This window comes from Gardnerella sp. Marseille-Q9185 (assembly GCF_046508745.1).
Classification (GTDB): domain Bacteria; phylum Actinomycetota; class Actinomycetes; order Actinomycetales; family Bifidobacteriaceae; genus Bifidobacterium; species Bifidobacterium greenwoodii.
The window spans coordinates 115,080-133,518 of sequence record NZ_JBKFWK010000002.1 but is presented as its reverse complement, the minus strand read 5'-3'; the positions used below and the strand labels follow the sequence as shown (position 1 = coordinate 133,518).

The window sequence follows — 18,439 nt, the reverse complement described above, 5'->3', positions numbered from 1 at the left end:
GTTAGAATGCGAAACAATCAAGCTAGAATGCGAAGCAATCAGTAGCATTCGTAGTCGGTAAAATCATGAGGTGATTTCGATGACTGCTTTTCGTGAATTAAGCGTGGAAAATCGCATCAAAACCTTAAAAAATGATGGCGCGATAAACGAGTCTGAAGCAACTTTTTTACTTAAGCAGCTTTCGGAAAGTTCTGATACTACGATTCCCGCGGATGTTGCAAATCATATGATTGAGCATCAGATTGGAAAGTACACGCTGCCGGTTGGCGTTGTGCGCGGGCTTATTGTGAACGGCGAGGCTCGGGACGTGCTGGTTGCAACAGAGGAGCCGTCCGTGATTGCGGCCGCGTGCAATGGGGCGAGGATTGCGGCGGAGTCTGGTATCGAAGGCGGAATTGTTGCAAACTCACCACAATACGGAATTGTTGCGCACTCGCCGAAATACGTGACTACAGCACAAATCGCTTTTGAAGACGCGGACGGGAGCACGGCGGCGCGTTTGAGCGAGATTGTTGAGGATTGTGCAAAGGTTGAGGATCTGCTGCGCGTTGCAAACGAGTCACACCCATCAATGAGTAAAAGGGGTGGCGGCGCGCGAAAATGCCGCGTTTCAGCTTTGCACGGCTTCGCCAAACTCGAGGTTGACGTAGACACATGCGACGCAATGGGCGCAAACACAGTGAACACTATGGGCGAAGCCGTCAAAGCCCAGCTGGAAAGCTGGCTCGGCGTTGAGGCGCTTGTGGCGATTCTTACCAACACAAGCCGCGTTGCCACCACGGCAGAAGTGCGAATACCGGTTGAATCGCTCGCTTCCAGGCGGCTTGAAGAGGCTAAACGCGAATATGAAGGAAAGCGCCTCGCACGCCGAATCGCGGCATTAAGTGCGCTAGCCGCCAGCGACCCTGAGCGCGCCGCCACGCACAACAAAGGAATCTTAAACGGCATTGCAGGAGCCGCGCTCGCGTCCGGAAATGATACGCGAGCGCTAGAAGCGGCAGCACACGCGTGGGCGGCGCGCTCCGGTCGCTACCTACCACTGTCAACGTGGAACACCGAAAGCTTAAACAAGCAAACCATACTCCATGGCCGTATTGAAATTCCGCTACAAATCGGCATTGTTGGCGGCTCAATCTCATCTCTTCCAATGGCAAAACTCGCGCTTAAAATCGGCAAATACAAAAACGCAAACGACTTTAGAAACACGCTTGCAGCCCTCGGCTTAGTGCAAAATCTTGCGGCACTGCGCGCGTTGGCCGGCCCCGGCATTCAGGCCGGTCACATGTCATTACAGGCCTCAAATCTTGCAATCGCAGCCGGTGCTAAAGGCGAAGAAATCGAGGCGATTGCGAAAAATCTTCTGCAACTTAGCCCTGCAGAAAGAACTACGGAAAAAGTTGCGCAATTACTTAAAACATTTCGCGAACCAAGTAAAAATTGAGGAAAAAATGAATACCACAACCCCACTTGCCGTCGGCATCGACCGCATCTCCTTCGCCACCCCGCACTACTACTTAAATCTCACAGATCTTGCAAACGCGCGCGGAATCGACCCTAATAAATTCACAATCGGAATCGGTCAAAGCGAGCAATCCGTGCCACCAAATCACCAAGACATCGTCACCCTCGCCGCCCAAGCTGCCCTCCCGCTCCTACCCCACATCGATAGCAATCGCCTCAAAATGCTAATCGTCGGCACAGAAAGCGGCGTCGACGCAAGCAAATCAAGCGCACTATACGTTCAAAATCTGTTAAAACTCACTCCGTGGGTACGCTCTATTGAAGTAAAAGAAGCTTGCTACGGCGGCACTGCAGCTTTGATGATGGCATGCGACTACGTGCGCGCGCACGCCGAAAAAGATCCGCAAGTGCTCGTAATTGCGTCCGATATTGCGCGTTACGGTCTTGCTACACCTGGCGAAGTAACGCAAGGTGCTGGTGCTGTGGCAATGCTTGTGAGCGCAAATCCGCACGTGCTTAAAATTAACGACGATAGCGTTGTGAAATCCGCTGATATTCAGGACTTTTGGCGACCAGTTTACCAGGACACAGCGCTTGCTCGCGGCAAGTTTTCAACCGAGCAGTATATAGAATTTTTCTGCGACGTGTGGCAAAAGTATTGTGCGCAAAACGATTGTAATTTCAACGATTTTGCAGGACTTTGCTTCCATTTGCCGTATACGAAAATGGGTTTGAAAGCGCTTAAAGCGGCGATGGATTCTTGCGATAATACTTGCGAAGATTCTTGCGATAATAGCAACCTAAGCGAGTCGTCGCGCAATCGATTACTTTCACGCTACGAAACAAGCACAAAGTACAGTCGTCGCGTAGGCAATATTTATACGGGTTCCCTGTATTTGGGATTGTTGTCTCTGCTTGAGTTAGACGGACTTGAGTTAGACAGACTTGAGTTAGACGGATGCTCTCACGAAAATAGCGAGCTTCCTCCACTTAAAAGCGGCGATAAAATCGGCCTATTTTCTTACGGTTCCGGCGCTGTTGGCGAGTTCTTTAGCGCAACTCTTGTTCCAGGATTTAAAGACGCGCTGTTTGCTCGAGAACACGCGGATATGCTCGATTCTAGAGTGCGATTAAGCGTTGCAGATTACGAAGCGATGTTTTCTAGCGTTGCACCTTACGCTCCGGAAGATTTCGTAAGCGATACGTCTCACCGCGAGCGCGCGAACTTCATCCTAGACGGCATATCATCGCAAGAGCGTCACTATCGCTCGAACTAAAGCGAGCCACAAATTACGCGACCAAAACTACTCACCCGCGCAGCCGCTCTACTCGCTATACTCCTTTATCAAATGAATCTCGCCCACAGTAGGTTGACGAGCCGGCAATTCCATCCAATTTCCACCGTCATAGCCACCTGGGCGAGCCGCAACCATAATCTTTTTGCCAGCATACTTTTCAACAAACGCAGCCTGATCTTTATCCGAATTATCAAATCGAACAGAAACAAGATCAAATATCATGTGACTTGGCATAAACCCACCATACATTCCAGTGCAAAAACCGTTACCAGAACGCTTCTGATCTAATGCAATAATGTCAAAAGTACCGTTTCCTCCGTCTCCTTCGTTAAGAGATTTCATAACTTCATCCTTAGCATTTGGATCATTTGGAGTAATGCCAGGATAATCGTACGCTTCTTCAGCACTCAACCTCTTAACAGTTCCAGAAAAAACTTGATACCCTTTTTCGAGCCACTCGTTAATAGTTTTATTCATCTTCTTCTGCTCAGGAGTTAAATTCGGGGTATCAATCAGATTGTTTATATCAGTTAAGTCATTAACGGACACAAATTTTGGATACACAAAATTTTGCAAACCAGCCAACGAGCCTGTAGTAAATTTGGTCTTAAATTCTATAGGCTTAGCAACGTCAACCGTAGATTTATCAAAACTCTTACCATTAATTTTGTATGTATACACATGCCAAGGAAGACCATCAACACCATCATTTCCAGGAGTTTGATACGATCTTGCAACAACAATACCGTCATGATTACCGCCGAAGAACATAGTTCCACGCTCTTCATAAATATCATGCTTATCTATAATGTCCGGATACGAAACAATCTTCCCATTTTTGTACGAGAATACGTGAATATATTGATCTTCACCAATATTGAAATCTTCAGACGCAGTAACAACCATTTCCGGAATATTGTCGCCATCAATATCCCACAATGCGTAGTAATAGCTGTAATGCTGAGGGAAATTAGTAGAAGTATAAGATCCGCTATCAATCAAATTTTTGTAAGCTTTACCGGCATTTGAAATAATATCGTCTTGAGTTAAAGCTTTAGGCGCGTTTGCGTTATTAAAAGCGTTACCTGCAGCATTCGGATTAGAATTTGCGCCGCGAGTTGATGAAGAATTATTATTTGAGCGGAAGTACCATACGCAAGTGCATACAACTAGCACAATTACAACAACAGCGGAAATTACGGTAATAATAAGATTCTTAGGTTGACTTAGTGCTGCAAAGAACTTGGAAAACTTTGGTTTGACTGGATTAAGCTGCTGTGTATAAGCCGACGGTTGCGATTGCTGGTATTGCTGCGATTGCTGAGCCTGCTGAGGCGTGTAAGTCTGTTGCGGCTGCGTATGAGTCTGCGGCTGCTGAGAAGCTTCATCTTCTACTCTTGCACCGCATTTTGTGCAAAACTTGGCTGTACCATCAATAGGATTACCACAATTAATGCAAAACATACGAAACCTTCTCTCACGCAGCAAACCATAAGCTAAATCGCATAACCATCATCAATTCTAATAGATAAACGACAAAATAAATAATAAAAAAGCTCTGTGCTGTGTTACGTGAGTCTTAAACCCAAGTAACACCGCACAGAGCCAATGCTTAAGTTCAATCAACGCAAGCAAACAAGCAAACCGCTAAAGCAATCTGCCTGCCACACGCGTTTCGTAAAATCTCGTAAAATTTCGCAATCTAGCAATCTAGCAATCTCGTAAATTCCGCAAATTCCGAAATCCCGTAATCACGCAATCCCGTAATCACGCAATCTCGTAAAATTTACAAAACTGCTACCGAAAGCTACCTACTACTCAGCCACAACCTTCACGGTGAAGGAAGCGGTGATTTCTGGGTGCAACGCTACGGTTGCTGGGAACTCACCAGTGGTCTTAATAGCAGCAACCTTGATTGCGCGAGCTTCCACAGCGGCCTTTGGAGCCAAAGCAGCAGCAATCTTCTCGGCAGAAATGCCACCGAAGAGCTTGCCAGACTCGGAAACCTTAGCAGAAAGCTCCACAACAGTGCCTTCAATCTGAGCCTTAGCTGCAACAGCCTCTTCGCGAGTAGCAACAGCCTTAGCCAAACGAGCGCGACGCATTGCTTCAATCTGGGAAGCAGCACCCTTATTCCATGCAAAAGCTAAACCTTGTGGAATAAGGTAGTTACGAGCATAGCCAGCCTTAACTTCAACAACGTCACCAGAGTGACCGAGGTTGGCAACAGTCTTGGTAAGAATAACCTTAGTTTCAGCCATTGTTACAACCTCTCAATCAGCGACCGGTAGTGGCGTATGGAAGCAAAGCCATTTCGCGAGCGTTCTTCACGGCCTTCGCGATCTTGCGCTGTTCCTGCACGGTTACGCCGGTAATACGACGGGAACGAATCTTGCCGCGGTCAGAAACGAACTTGCGCAGCAAAGCAACGTCTTTATAATCAATTTCAGTAATCTTGGCAGCCTTCAGAGGATTTGGCTTCTTCTTGAAAGGCTTGACCGGTGGTTGCGGCCTCTTGCGTGACATAAGATGTCCTCTCTCAAATCCGTTATGCTATTTGTTCGCATAACATTTAACTGATGATGAAATTATTAGTATTAAGCAAATAATATTAAGCAATATTAAGTAAACAGCCTAGAATTCCGGCTCTTCTGCGTCGCCGCCAAAATCAGCGCCGGCACCGAAAGTAGTAAATCCGTCGTTAGTTGGTGCAGAACTCCAAGGATCTGCTCCAGCATTCGCGTTAGAAGCAGCTTGACTTGCAGCGTAATTTGCGCCGCCAGCATAACCGCCGCCCTGAGCGAAGTTAGGTTTACTTGCGCCGTTCGCGCCGCTACCAGCTACAGCTGCACGAGATCCGCCAGCAAAACCAGCTGCGGAAGTCTGTCGATTAACCTGAGCAGTTGCGTAACGCAAAGACGGACCAATCTCATCGATAGTAAGCTCTACTACCGTGCGATTTGAACCATCTTGCGCCTGATACGAGCGCTGCGACAATCGGCCTTGCGCAATAACGCGCATACCTTTAGAAAGACTATTAGCGCAATGCTCTGCAAGATCTCGCCATGCTGAGCAGCGCATAAACAATGCAGGACCGTCCTCGAACTGATTCGTATTACGATTGAACGTACGAGGTGTAGACGCAATGGTAAAGCTTGCAACTGAAGCACCATTAGAAAGCGACCTTAATTCAGGATCTGCCGTGAGATTTCCCACAACAGTGATAATTGTTTCGCCTGCCATAGTTTGCCTTTTCTTTCTCGCTTTTGCTTGATTTATTTACTTAGCGTCCTTGCGAAGAATCTTCGTGCGGATTACAGACTCGTTAAGGTTCAAAACACGGTCAAGCTCGTCGCTTACAGCTGGCTCAGCAGTGTAGTTAACCACAACGTAGTTACCTTCAGTCTTACCTTCGATTTCGTAAGCGAACTTGCGACGACCCCAGTAATCGGTACCGTCAACAGAACCGCCCTCGTTGGTGACGAGCTCAAGATACTGCTCGGTCAACTTCTTAAGACCGTGCTCATCCAGCTCAGGATTTGCAATGAACATCAGTTCATACTTATGTGCAGACATCACCCACCTCCTTCGGACTATCGGCTATGGACTTTCCACAGCAGGAGTGTGTTTGCAAATATGCGCAGCGTTAAAACCGCACATAACTTGGCTATTCTACCCCGCGCTCGCGACGACATAGTTAAGCAATAAAAGTGAAAGACGGAAGCGCAAAATTCCGACCAAAACAACAACAAACGCCGGAAAAGTTGCGCACGTTTGGAGCGATACACAACCCAAAACTCTCCAAACGCGAGATAAGTTCCCCGCGTTTGGAGCGCCAAGCCCTCCTAAACTCTCCAAACACGAGAAAAGTTGCGCACGTTTGGAGCGATACACAACCCAAAACTCTCCAAACGCCGGAAAAGTTGCGCACGTTTGGAGCGATACACCAGACCAAACCCTCCAAACACGAGCAGTTTAGGTCGTCGCGATTACGCGCGCTCGTGAATATCAACCATGCGATTAGCAATCAGCTCCGGATTGAGCGACTCGTGCACAGGCTGCATCGACTCAGTATTAAGAGCCGCCGCAGCAACCGCAAAACGACCAGTCTTAGCTGAATCAAACTCGTTATATCGCGCATAAATCAACGCCGCCGTCGCAGCATCGCTAGAACCGTTATCGTTTCCAACAGCTTCAACGCCAACGTTCCCATTACCGTGCGCAAGCATCATTCGCTGCACGCGCTTTACAGGCACAGGGTAAAACGCCACTCCCTCATCTGCCACGCCATAAGCCACGCCCGCGCGACCAGCATTCACAAACACATTCTTCACGCCGCGCTTAAGCAATGCACCCGCGCAACGCGTCGCGGAACGCTCGTCAATCGCATTAATGCCAGTAAGCGCCTGAGACTCGGAAGAATCCAGCACAAGAGTATCAATTCTAGACAATCTAGACAGCACGCGCGGAGCCTTCGCATCCGTAATTGCGCGCACAATAATCGGACGACGATACCTATCACACAACCACTCAAACGACTTCTGTGGAATATTAGTATCAAGCACCAAAATATCTGCGTTTTCAATAATCGACATTCGTTCGCGCAGAAAATCAGGAGTCATGTGGTCGTAAATACTCATGTCATCCAAAGCGAGCAAACGCTGGCCGGAAGCGTCGCCAACATACATGTAAGAAGCGGTCATAGAATCCGGAAGCTGCTTTGCATAACCAATATCTAATCCGTTTGCAGCAGCATCAATGCGGAACAATTCGCCATTGTGGTCGCCGCCATACACAGAAACCATGCTTGTGCGCACATTAAGTCGCTCCAAAGCAACTGCAATATTTCGCCCAACTCCACCGAGCATGTAACGAACACGCGAAGCGTTAGACGTGTAATCCATCAAATCGCCACAAGCAATTCCCAGCACGTCCATGCTAATGCCGCCAACAACGGTTACGTAGCTTGGAGGCGTAACAATATAGCCCTTGCCGCGCAAGTAGCCTTTGCGAATGAGATTAGAGATGTGCGCCGCAATACCAGAACGAGTAATGCCTGCAAGATTTGCAAGTTCCTGTTGACTAATCATTGGATTTTGTTGAATCCAAGCCAAGATTTGCTGTTCACGTTCAGTCATTGTAGGCCTCATCTCTATTGCTATTACAAATGATCCTTACCTTTGCTTACTTTCTAGGATATTCACAAATCTCATAATATGCACGTAAATTTATAAAATTTTATATATTTTTGTTTATTTTTATGCTAGGAACTACAATTTTAGGAGTTTTATTTATTAAATTTGATTAAATTTGATTAGATTTGATTAGATTTAATTAGATTTAATTAGATTTAATTAGACTTGACTAGACTTGAAAGACTTGACAGACTTGACTACGCAAGTTTAGTTGCTTACGATTTGCGCGCGTCCGCCTCTAGTAAAGTCTAAAACAGCGCCAGCAAGATTCGTAAAAGTCGTAAGATGCACGTCGTCGCGCAAAATTTCAGCAGCGTCATCTCGCGCCTGCGCAATAATCTTCGCATCTTGAACAACGCGCAAAAGCTTCAAACTCGAGCTTCCACCAGACTGCGAATCGCCCAAAACGTCGCCAACATTGCGCAATTCCAAATCTTTTTGCGCAATAACCGCTCCATCAAGGGAATTTTCAACAACCTGCAAACGCTCCTGAGCAACAGTGTCACCATCGGTTTGCGCAACCAAAAACGCCCAAGAATTCGTGCCACCGCGCCCAACTCGACCACGCAACTGGTGCAATTGCGCAAGACCAAATCGATCCGCATCAAAAATCACAATGCAGCTTGCCTGAGGCACGTCAACGCCCACCTCAATCACAGTAGTTGCAACCAAAACTTGCACGTCTCCGCGCGCAAAACGCTCCATAGTTTCGCGCTTTGTTGCGTCATCGTCGCGGCCGGTAAGCTGAGCAAACTTAATACCTTTGAACTGCGGAAGTGCGGAAAGTCGCCTTAAAATGCCGGTAACCGTGTGCAATTTACGGGCAGGAGTTAAGTTTGCTGAATCGTCGGAAGCGGCGCGAGATAAGTCTGAATTGACGCGAGATAAATCGTAATTGCCGCGCGCTAAATCATCGTCGCTTTCTAAATCATCGTCCTCAATATGCGCGCAAACCACGTAAGCACGCTCCCCCGCGTCAATTCGCGAACGAATATGGGCAAACATGCGCGCCATAGTAGACGCATCTGCTTCTTGCACAACAAAAGTGCGAATCGGCTTTCTGCCGCCCGGAAGCTCCGTCAAATACGAAGCATCCAAGTCGCCGAACCAGGTCATTGCGGCAGAGCGCGGAATAGGAGTTGCCGTCATTACCAAAAGATGCGGGGTGATTGAAGAAACTTCAACATTCGAAACTTCAGAATGTGAATCTTCAGCACGCGAAACTTCAGCACGCGAATCTTCGCTCATTTTGCGCATTAGCACATCTCGCTGCGCAACCCCAAAGCGATGCTGCTCGTCGATTATAACCAGCGCCAAATTCGTCGGCTTAAAAGTCGCGGAAAAAGCTGCGTGAGTGGCCACAATCAGCGCAGGCTCACCGCTTGCAACACTCGCAAGCACGCGGCGACGCTCGGCAAGCTTCATACCGCCAGTAACCAAAATAACAGGCACATTTAGATTCGCCCGCTTAATCATCTGCCGCAAATTTTCGGCGTGTTGAGATGCCAGAACCTGAGTTGGAGCAACCAAAACCGCCTGATACCCAGATCCGACTGCTTCCAACATTGCGCTCACAGCCACAACCGTTTTTCCGGAACCAACCTCGCCCTGCAGAAGTCTACGCATTGGGCGGCGCTCATGCATATCGCCAATAATTTCGTCAATAACCTCTTGCTGGCCGCTTGTAAGCGAAAACGGTAAACTTTCCGTAAATTTGCAGCGAAGACGAGAATTATTACAGGATTTTGCCTGATTATTTTTAGAATTTTCGCGAGATTGCAGCACAGCCACTTGCGAAACAAAAGCTTCTTCGTAGCGCAAGGTGGCAATAGCTTTGTAAAATTCGTCGGCTGATTGAGGATTGTGAATAGCGCAAATTGCTTCCGCGCGAGGCAAAAGATTGCGCTTTTTTAGCACGGATTCCGGAAGAATATTGGGGATTTGGGCGGAAAGAGCGGATGCGGAGAGCGAGGATTGCGCGGGTTGCGCAGATTGCGCAGATTGCGCGGATTGCTCGGGTTGCGCAGATTGCGCAGATTGCGAAAGTGCGGAAAGCGCGGAAAGCACAGTTTCGTGAATATGCTCGCTGGAAATCCTAGAATTTGCGTGATAAACCGGCTGCGGTGCGCAAAGCCTAGCCAAACCTTCCTCAACGCTTCCAACAGTATCGGCAGACTTATTAAAAGTATCTCGATTTTGTGAAGAATCTACTATTAAAATCTGCGGATGCGCAAACTGGAGTCGACCATTAAAAGCGCTCGACACGCCGCCAATCACAACGTTTTCGCCCACACGAAACTTAGCCGAAAGCCAATTAGCGTAAGCGCGATTTTTGGAAAAATAAATAAGTTGCGCAACTGATTGCTGATCTTGCAAAACGTTGACTTCCAGCCTAAACCCGCGGCGCGCGTTCATAGGCACGAGGTTAACCGACTGAATCTGCGCATAAAACGCAATCTCTTCGCCGATTTGAACATCACGCAAACGCGCGATTTTTAGCGGATTTGTAACCCTGAACGGGTAGTAAGTTAGCGCATCTTCGATTGTGATAATGCCAAGCGACTTCAGAGCAGAAACGCGGCGCTTGTTGCTGATTATTGAGGAAAGTGCAGCGTGCGTTTTGGCTGAGTTCGTGGGCATATTTAGCATATTTCGATTATAAATCATCCGCAAAGCATTTACTTAGTCGCGACGACATGCTTGAGCGCTAATATTGTCGCGCGAGTTTTTGGGCATCATTCTTAACGTGGCGCGAGTTTTGGGGGATTTCTTTCCTCGCATGTCCCGTCCTTCGGGCGCTCTGGCTGCTAAAAGAGTTCAGTGTGTTCGCCTTTCTTAAAGAATGTAGCTTCTCAGTCCTCTTTTAGTGCTCGTAAAGAAATCCCCCAAACTCTGCATGCTAATTCGTTAATAACCGTGCACATCGCAGAGATTTTTCGATTTTTCTTCTTCGCTCGGTGAATCAGCAGCCTTCGGCTCTGACGTTCACCTCGCTCAGTGCGAAAAATCTCAAATCTCACCACACGAATATTCCTACAACTAAAGTTGCAAAACCACGCTGCTGTGAAATGCGTGGTAATACTGCCGACGCTGTGTGTGCAACAGCGCTAATACTAGTGTTCGCCAATCAACAGGAATCAACCTTGCAGAGCAATACTGCAAAGCTACAGAAACATTTGCGGGAGAATCTGCGAATACAAAAAAAGCCCCGAGCACTGCTCAGGGCCTTACAATTTAAACGCAATCAATACGCGATTCACGCCTCAACGCGCTGAACCTTGCCAGCCTTAATGCATTTCACGCACACGCGAAGACGAACATTTTCGCCATCAATAGTGGTGCGAACCGGCTGAAGATTCGGGCGGAAGGTGCGCTTATTGCGGATATGCGAATGTGAAACACTGAAACCGGTCTGCGGTCCCTTGCCACATACTGCGCAACGAGCTGCCATAATGGACTCCCTATTTTCTTTGACTTGCAAGTCTTGCGTCATTCAACCATGCCACCGCCCGCGCAAATTACGTATTCAAATAGCCTACGCAAATAGCACAAACAAATAAGCACGCTGAACGCACAACTACACAAGTATATCACTTACCAAGACAATCCGAATGCACAAACTCCGTATTATCTCGCAAGTCCGCAACACTCTTGCACCCAAGAAGCGCCATAATTACGTGAATCTGCTCCTGCCAATCTAAAATTTGCTGCAAAAGCGCATCCTCACCCTCGTGCATAAGCGTGTGCAAAAACTCGCCAGCAACTCCCACAGCAGACGCCCCTAACGCAAGCGCGCGCACAACATCAAGAGGTGTTCTAACTCCTCCACTCGCGAAAATCTCCACCGGATCAGCTTTAAGCGCCTCACACTTTCGAATATCAATAAGCGACTCAACGGTTGTAAGACCCCAATCCGCCAAATAATCGTATCCACCGCGCGAGCGACGAGCATTCTCAATCGCCACAAAATTAGTGCCGCCGCGCCCAGAAACATCAACCGCGCGCACACCAATATTGCGCAAACGCAAAACATCTCGAGCCGTCATACCGCAGCCAGTTTCCTTCACAACAACAGGCACATGCTGAGCCTCGCACGAGCGCACAATCTGCTCAATATTTTTAAGCCAATTTCGAAAATCGCGGTCGCCTTCCGGCATCACAAGCTCTTGAGCCGCGTTCAAATGCACCTGCAGCGCGTTTGCCTGCAGCATTTCAACGGCTCGCATAGCATCGCTTTGACTCGTGCCAGCGCTTACGTTCGCCATTACAAAACCGTGCGGATTTTCGCTTCGAATCACGCTAAAAGTGGCGGATAGCGCGTTATTTTGAAGGGCGGCGCTTAAAGATCCGCTTGCGATTGCCACGCCTGTTTTTGCCGCAACGCGCGCGAGTTGTGCGTTTATTTTTTGCGCGTTGGAGCTTCCGCCGGTCATTGCGTTAATGTAGAGCGGCGAGCGCCAAAGGAAGGATGGGGTGAGGATGGATGTGCTGGCGGATGTAGCGTCGGCGCTGGCGGGTGTGCCGTCAGCAGTGGCGGATGTGCCGTCGGCTCTACTTGCCTCTTTCGCAAACACGTGCACGCTAGAGTCAACCTCGTCCAATGCCAACTGCGGCAAAGCATTCGGCATAAATCGCACGGAGTCAAAACCGGAATTTGCGCGAGGATTGTACTGAGCGTCGGCTAGGGCAAGATGCGCGTCCTTGCGATTTTGAATTGTTTGAGAAGGCTGATTTTCCGGCGCTTTAACTGCGCAAGTTTCCTGAGTTTTAGCGGCGCAAGTTTCAGCCGCTTGAACGGCGCAAGTTTCTGAATTTTCGCCGTCGTCAGGAGCTTCCGCAACTTCAATATTTAAAGGCATAATTCCGTGATTTTCCCAAGCTGACTTCATACTTTCAACCCGATTCTTTTCGTAAATTGTTGTAAGCGCAATTGCACAATCTCCTCCGCCAGCGCCGCTAGTTTTCGCCGGAATTCCGGCAAAATTGGCGTCTTCAATAAAACGCGTAAGCTTTGGAGTTTCAATTAGCGTTCCTGTAAGCGCGCTTAATTTTTGTAATAATTCGCGGTTTTGTGCAAAACAAGCAGAAATATTATTTAATTCTGATTCTTTTAGAGAAGATTTTTCTAGCGATTGCGCCAATTTCTGCACGCAAACTTCGCTTTGATTGCAAAAATCTTGATATGTAAATGGGTGAGCAATTTCGGAAGAAACGCTGCTTTCTACGCTACTTTCTACGCTGCTTACCAACTGCGCGCTAGAAGCCGGCGAACCGGTCCAACCTACCAAAAGTTTTAGCGTTTTCGGCACATTTATTCGTTTAAATTCCAGTCGCGGCCACTTTTTACGCAATAATTTACTAAAATTAGACTCGCCGGATTTTATCAAACCAAGCTCCGACTCAAGCCAGTCTCGATCGTAAGCTCGGTACAAAATCCAGCCGCCGCATGAGCTCGCGGCCACATCGCCGCCGCTGCCGGACTTCTTTACCATCGAGGAAGCAATCAGCGAAAGTTTGCAAATCGTTGACATATCAGGCTTCAAGCCGTACCACTTGCACAGCGCGCGCACGGTTGCAACAGTTATTGCAGCCGAAGATCCAAGACCATACTTTCGCCCGGATTTTGCGTCGTCGAGCTCGCTGGAAATGTGCAAATTGTATCTTTTGCGGTCCATATTTGGCGCAGAGCACTCGCATGCATAAGAGTCAATTACGCGCATTGCGGCAAAAACATACGCATATTTTTCGTCGTCTGGTATTTCGATACTTCCGTCATAAGCGCGCGTCCAAAAAATCGGCTTATAATTTTCTTTTTCAGACGCGATTACGCCGTAATATTTTCGGCTTTCCGGCACTAATGCAAGCAAATTTTCAGTAGCTAATTCGCGCAAATCACAGCGCAAATCGTCTGGCAAATTTTCATCATCAACCTTAACAGTTACATAACGATTCACCGCCGCCACAATCGCCGCCGAACCATCAACAACCGCATACTCGCCCGCAATATAAAGCTTTCCGGGAGCACTCGCCTGCACCTGAGTCATAATTTCGCCGCCTGTTTCAAACTCGCACTTACGCTTACGCCGTCGCCTGGCAAAGCAATCGTAAATTTAGCAGATTCCGCCACTCGCCCGCGCAACTCCTCAGCCGCACGCGCCGCGCAACCCGCATCCGTCAGCACCTTCACATTCGGCCCCGCATCCATCGTGGCCCAAACCGGCCAACCGCACTCGCGCATAGAGCACACAGCATTCAGCACAGCGTAAGTTTTATCCGTCAAATAATTTACAGGCGGATTTGCTTTACGCATAGTTTCATGCATTCCCAACGAATTCTGCTCCATAACCTCGCCCAGCTGCTCAATGCTGCCAACGCGAATCGCATCAAGAGCGCGCGCAAGATCCTTCTTCGACTGCTCAACCCAAGGCATGTACGCGGGCGAAGTTTCAACAGTGCGACGCATGGCAGTTCGGCTAGAAATCGGCTTTTTACTGCTGTCTAGCGTGACGACAATCATTGCGGGATTCAAATTTTTTTGAGCGAGAAGAGAAGCGGGAAGGTGACTATCAGCAGGCTCAGCAGGCTCGGAAAGCGGATCCGCAAACAAATCCGCAATCGGCTCAGCATAAGACGTTTCGTCATCCTCACCCTTATTCCAAAGCACAAATCCGCCAAAAATCGAGCGACACGCCGAACCGGAACCGCGGCGAGCAAGTCGAGAAAGTTCGCGCGGAGTCAAATTCAAGCCGGCGGCATAAGAAGCGGCAGCTGCAAGAGCCGCAGATCCGGACGCGCTAGAAGCAAGACCGGCCGCAATCGGCACGTGATTATGCGAAACAACTTTCGCTTTCGTTGAAATTCCGGCCTTTTCGCGCACCAAATCGAGCATTGCAACTACGCGAAGACGCGTGGAATCATCCGTCGGCAGAGCAAATCCGTCCAAAGTAACGAAATCGGCAGAAAGACTTTCGTCAAAATGCACGCTAGTAGTTGCGTACAAATCCGAAAGAGTGAGCGAAAGCGAGGAAGTATAAGGCAAAATCAGCCGTTCGTCGCGCTTGCCCCAATACTTAATCAGCGCAATATTCACATTCGCTTTGGCTACAGCTGAGTTAGGAGCAAGGCTTGAGTCAAACGTTACTTTTGGCTGAATTTCAACGTTTTGCATGCGATTCCTTTGCTGCGAATTGGTGGGCGCGGCTTGCGAGGCTGGTGCGTTGGTGCGTGCACAGCGCACTAAGTATCTATTTTAGCAATTGCCGGCGCAAAAGCTCATACGCGCAAGAAAACGCGCGCGAACGCAAACACACTAAAACACGCGCAAACTATAAAAAACTCTAGAAATCTGCCGCAAATGTGAATGTGTTGTAAGCGTAAGGCGCATACCGTAGTTTTTTGCAGTCGACGCGACTAAATTAGAAAAATTGTTAAATCGCAAGAATCGCAAATTAAATCGCAAGAACACAAAGGAGATGTGAAGTCGTGCCGCAAACGCAACGCGAACCGTCAAAAGCGCTTAATATCAACGCTAAGACGACGTCAAGTTATGCTAAAGCGTCGGGAAATTGTGCGCGCACGGGTTACGGCGAAACTTGCGCAAAGGTGATTCTTTTCGGCGAGCATTCCGTGGTTTATGGGTATTCTGCGATTGCTCTGCCGCTGAAAAACTTGCGCATGCGAGCCACGGTGACTGGCTGCGATTTAGCGGGTGAGGAAAATGCTGGCTGCGAAACTGGCGAAACTGCAACTTGCGAAACGTGCGAAACGTGCTCAGAAATTCCCGAATCTGCCGAGTCCACTATCCCCCAAAATTTCGATTCGCTCATCACGCTTTCCTGCCTAGACTTTACTGGCAAACTTTCCGAAGTTCCGCAGCGTTTTAACAGCGTTCGCACCGCAATTCACGCGGCACTCGAGTTTTCTGGGCGCGTCGGCGATTCGCTGCATGTTGCAACAGAGTCTGATTTTCCGCCTGAGCGCGGCCTTGGCTCGTCTGCCGCTTCAGCTGGAGCTGTAATCCGCGCAATTCTTGACTACTACAAAATTCGCGCAAGTGAAGATGAGATTTTTGCGCTCACGCAATCGGCTGAGCGCGTGGCTCACGGGCGCTCTTCGGGCTTGGATGCCACTGCAACTTCGGCTTCGTGGCCTGTGCATTTTAGCAGCGGTGAGTTTTCGCGCATGGAAATAAACATGCGAGCGTGGCTTATTTTGGCGGATTCTGGGTGCAAAGGCATGACGCGCGTAACGGTTGATGCTTTGCGTGCGCGAATGGATGCTAAGCCGGATGCGGTTAAAAATCAGCTGGATGAGTTGGGGGCGATTGCGAATCAGGCGGCGGAAGATTTGGCGTTGGGGCGCGCTGCGGATATGGGTGCGAGGATGACGCGCGCGCACAGGATTTTGGCTGATTTGGGCGTGAGCACGCCTCAGCTTGATGAGTTGGTGCAGACTGCGTGCGATCACGGTGCGTTGGGCGCGAAGCTTACTGGCGGCGGTGGCGGCGGATGCGTGATTGCGCTGGCGGATACTGAGGCTGCGGCCGAGCGAGTAAGCGCGGCTTTGCGCGCGGCTGGCGCGTGCGGCACGTGGATTGTGGACTTGGGCGCGCAGGCATAAGCCGAGGCAAAACCGACCACAAACGCCAGTAAAAATACACGGCAAATGTGGTCAGCTTCGGCAAAACTGACAACAAACTCCGGAAAAGTTGCGCACATTTGGAGCAAAAAAAATCGGGGCAGATGCGCTCTCGCACTTCCGCCCCCCAAAACCCTAAGGTTTTCAAGCATTCTCAATTTTATCTTTCACATATCCAACTGTCAATAACAGTACAAATAAAAGCAAGCAATGAGTTAAATTTACTCGCTTTATCATACTCATCCGCGTACTCAGATGCCTTTTTTATGAATCCACCTGCAATGTATCTAATGATGCTTTCTTGATCATTCACGCATTCATCACACTGATAATTCCTATGCAGAAATTTCTTATACATATATGCAGTTATCACTATTTCTTTCATCTTCGCATTACACATATTTGATCGCCTAGCACGCTTATTGAAGCCTACAGTTTCAATAGCTTTACTTACTTCTTCAAGCACAAGCACGTTGTCAGAACTTTTTTCAGTAATTCCATCCAATATTGAATTAGAATGAGCACAAGCATTACGTACGGATTTCACCCTGCACAATAAGTGATGTTCCTTCTGCATCTCTCTACTACCCCATCTTTTTGCGCAAAAACGATAAAATCTTAGCAATGTTCCAAATGTAACACCTTCAACAAATACCCAAATTGGCATTCCAACTGTATACTTTTCTGCCGATTCTCTGCTATATTTTCCATCTTTAAGTCGTTCTAATTCAGCAATTAATATTTTGCGGTCATCATTATCAAGACTAAACATATAATCTTCAACAATGGAGTATCCATCTTCTTCAGGATTTTCAGTAAACATTTTCATTAACTTAACTTTTGACTCATGCTCTATAATTAGAGTTATTAGAAGTAAAAGTTTTTGAAACATTCTATTAAGCTGCTCTATTTTACATAATTGATCAAAATCCAAGTCAATATACTGGCCATCCCTAGATCCACCAACTCTCTTGTTAAACAATTTCTTATATGAACAAGTTTCAAAATAATATGAGAAGGTTGAAAGGTAGGAAATTGCAAAATCTTCAGATTGTTTGTTAAAAGTTATACCTTGCTTCTTAAGATGTTTTATCTGATCTATTGACGAAAGCTTCACGGGCAATTTATTAATTACACATGTTTTCTTTGCACACGAACAGTATCGATTATCCATTCCCCTATTCCTCCCCAACTATGGATAAATATCGTTTATTTTTACATGGATAAATATCGTTTATTTTTGCGAATACTACCCCAATAGCATTCGATAACTATATCCGCGTAACAGATATCCGCGTAATAGTCGAAATTTTGCACCGTCATGAGCATATAGATGCCTTGCTCAGTAAAAGCATATGGAAGCTTTCTGCGACCACCCCGACTTGATGTAGAATTTTTCGACATCAAGTTTTTGAACTCATCAGCGCATATGCAACTATTCTACAAAACACTACAGAAAGAGCAGCAAATAGACAGCCGCGACCAAAACGACAACAAACGCCGTAGAATTTACCGGCAAATGTGGTCAGCTTCGGCAAAACCGACAACAAACGACGGAAAAGTTGCGCGCGTTTGGAGCGCCACACAACCCAAAACCCTCCAAATGCGAGATAGATTCCCCGCGTTTGGAGCGCTAAAGTAGCTCAAACACTCCAAATGCGAGAAAAGTTGCGCGCGTTTGGAGCGCTAAAGTAGCTCAAACTCTCCAAACGCGAGACGAAACTCTCACGTTTGGAGAGCCGCGCTGTGCTGCGCTCAAGCAGTCGTCACGCAAGCGCGCGCGAGTAGTTTATGCCTTTCTTCGTCAGGTCCTACCTACACTGTCAGTAGTGTCTTATTGCTACAAAA

At 47.9% G+C, this 18,439-nt stretch carries 14 protein-coding genes and 1 pseudogene; 3 read left to right on the top strand and 12 right to left on the bottom strand.

Translation table 11 applies throughout. The features are described from left to right. Window positions 1-79 precede the first annotated feature (79 nt). Together ACLD5M_RS03185 and ACLD5M_RS03180 are read left to right on the top strand one after the other, a co-directional pair. Complete coding sequence (locus ACLD5M_RS03185) at window positions 80-1,441, top strand: hydroxymethylglutaryl-CoA reductase, degradative (RefSeq protein ID WP_410314593.1); 1,362 nt, start codon at window positions 80-82, stop codon at window positions 1,439-1,441. Between the two features lie 7 nt (window positions 1,442-1,448). Beyond that, entirely contained in the window at window positions 1,449-2,738 is a 1,290-nt protein-coding gene (locus ACLD5M_RS03180; RefSeq protein ID WP_410314592.1) for a hydroxymethylglutaryl-CoA synthase, read from the top strand. Between the two features lie 48 nt (window positions 2,739-2,786). On the opposite strand, the gene ACLD5M_RS03175 is transcribed toward ACLD5M_RS03180, so the two are convergent. From ACLD5M_RS03175 to mvaD, 10 genes are all read right to left on the bottom strand, one after another. Further along, the gene (locus ACLD5M_RS03175; protein ID WP_410314591.1) at window positions 2,787-4,223 is read right to left on the bottom strand and encodes a zinc ribbon domain-containing protein; all 1,437 of its coding nucleotides are present in this window, start codon (window positions 4,221-4,223) and stop codon (window positions 2,787-2,789) included. Between the two features lie 350 nt (window positions 4,224-4,573). Beyond that, window positions 4,574-5,020 (bottom strand): 50S ribosomal protein L9, encoded by a 447-nt coding sequence (rplI, locus tag ACLD5M_RS03170; protein WP_004134422.1) that lies wholly within the window; start codon window positions 5,018-5,020, stop codon window positions 4,574-4,576. 16 nt (window positions 5,021-5,036) lie between these two features. Beyond that, the gene (rpsR, locus tag ACLD5M_RS03165) at window positions 5,037-5,285 is read right to left on the bottom strand and encodes a 30S ribosomal protein S18 (RefSeq protein ID WP_004105399.1); all 249 of its coding nucleotides are present in this window, start codon (window positions 5,283-5,285) and stop codon (window positions 5,037-5,039) included. A 108-nt stretch (window positions 5,286-5,393) separates the two neighbouring features. Beyond that, window positions 5,394-6,002, bottom strand: a complete 609-nt coding sequence (locus ACLD5M_RS03160) for a single-stranded DNA-binding protein (protein WP_004134419.1) — start codon at window positions 6,000-6,002, stop codon at window positions 5,394-5,396. Between the two features lie 36 nt (window positions 6,003-6,038). Further along, window positions 6,039-6,335, bottom strand: a complete 297-nt coding sequence (gene rpsF, locus ACLD5M_RS03155) for a 30S ribosomal protein S6 (RefSeq protein ID WP_004128903.1) — start codon at window positions 6,333-6,335, stop codon at window positions 6,039-6,041. A gap of 413 nt (window positions 6,336-6,748) precedes the next feature. Then, window positions 6,749-7,897, bottom strand: a complete 1,149-nt coding sequence (locus tag ACLD5M_RS03150) for a PfkB family carbohydrate kinase (RefSeq protein ID WP_410314590.1) — start codon at window positions 7,895-7,897, stop codon at window positions 6,749-6,751. A 264-nt stretch (window positions 7,898-8,161) separates the two neighbouring features. Then, window positions 8,162-10,621 carry an ATP-dependent DNA helicase RecG gene (locus ACLD5M_RS03145; RefSeq protein ID WP_410314589.1) on the bottom strand — a complete coding sequence of 820 codons (2,460 nt, stop codon included), beginning with the start codon at window positions 10,619-10,621 and terminating at the stop codon, window positions 8,162-8,164. A gap of 589 nt (window positions 10,622-11,210) precedes the next feature. Further along, a complete protein-coding gene (rpmB, locus tag ACLD5M_RS03140) occupies window positions 11,211-11,405 on the bottom strand; it encodes a 50S ribosomal protein L28 (RefSeq protein ID WP_004105392.1) in 195 nt (64 codons plus the stop codon). Between the two features lie 139 nt (window positions 11,406-11,544). Further along, on the bottom strand, window positions 11,545-13,998 hold the full coding sequence (fni, locus tag ACLD5M_RS03135; RefSeq protein WP_410314588.1) for a type 2 isopentenyl-diphosphate Delta-isomerase: 2,454 nt from the start codon (window positions 13,996-13,998) through the stop codon (window positions 11,545-11,547). Continuing rightward, window positions 13,995-15,122 (bottom strand): diphosphomevalonate decarboxylase, encoded by a 1,128-nt coding sequence (gene mvaD, locus ACLD5M_RS03130; RefSeq protein ID WP_004134412.1) that lies wholly within the window; start codon window positions 15,120-15,122, stop codon window positions 13,995-13,997. The genes fni and mvaD overlap by 4 nt, the downstream gene beginning before the upstream one ends. Before the next feature lie 314 nt (window positions 15,123-15,436). On the opposite strand from mvaD, the gene mvk reads away from it, so the two are divergent. Then, window positions 15,437-16,573 (top strand): mevalonate kinase, encoded by a 1,137-nt coding sequence (gene mvk / locus ACLD5M_RS03125; protein ID WP_410314587.1) that lies wholly within the window; start codon window positions 15,437-15,439, stop codon window positions 16,571-16,573. Window positions 16,574-16,751: 178 nt separating this feature from the next. On the opposite strand, the gene ACLD5M_RS03120 is transcribed toward mvk, so the two are convergent. Both ACLD5M_RS03120 and ACLD5M_RS03115 read right to left on the bottom strand, forming a co-directional pair. Continuing rightward, the gene (locus tag ACLD5M_RS03120; RefSeq protein ID WP_116794290.1) at window positions 16,752-17,765 is read right to left on the bottom strand and encodes an Abi family protein; all 1,014 of its coding nucleotides are present in this window, start codon (window positions 17,763-17,765) and stop codon (window positions 16,752-16,754) included. Window positions 17,766-17,905: 140 nt separating this feature from the next. Continuing rightward, window positions 17,906-18,013: pseudogene (locus tag ACLD5M_RS03115) on the bottom strand (ORF6N domain-containing protein); the annotation flags it as partial. Window positions 18,014-18,439 lie beyond the last annotated feature (426 nt).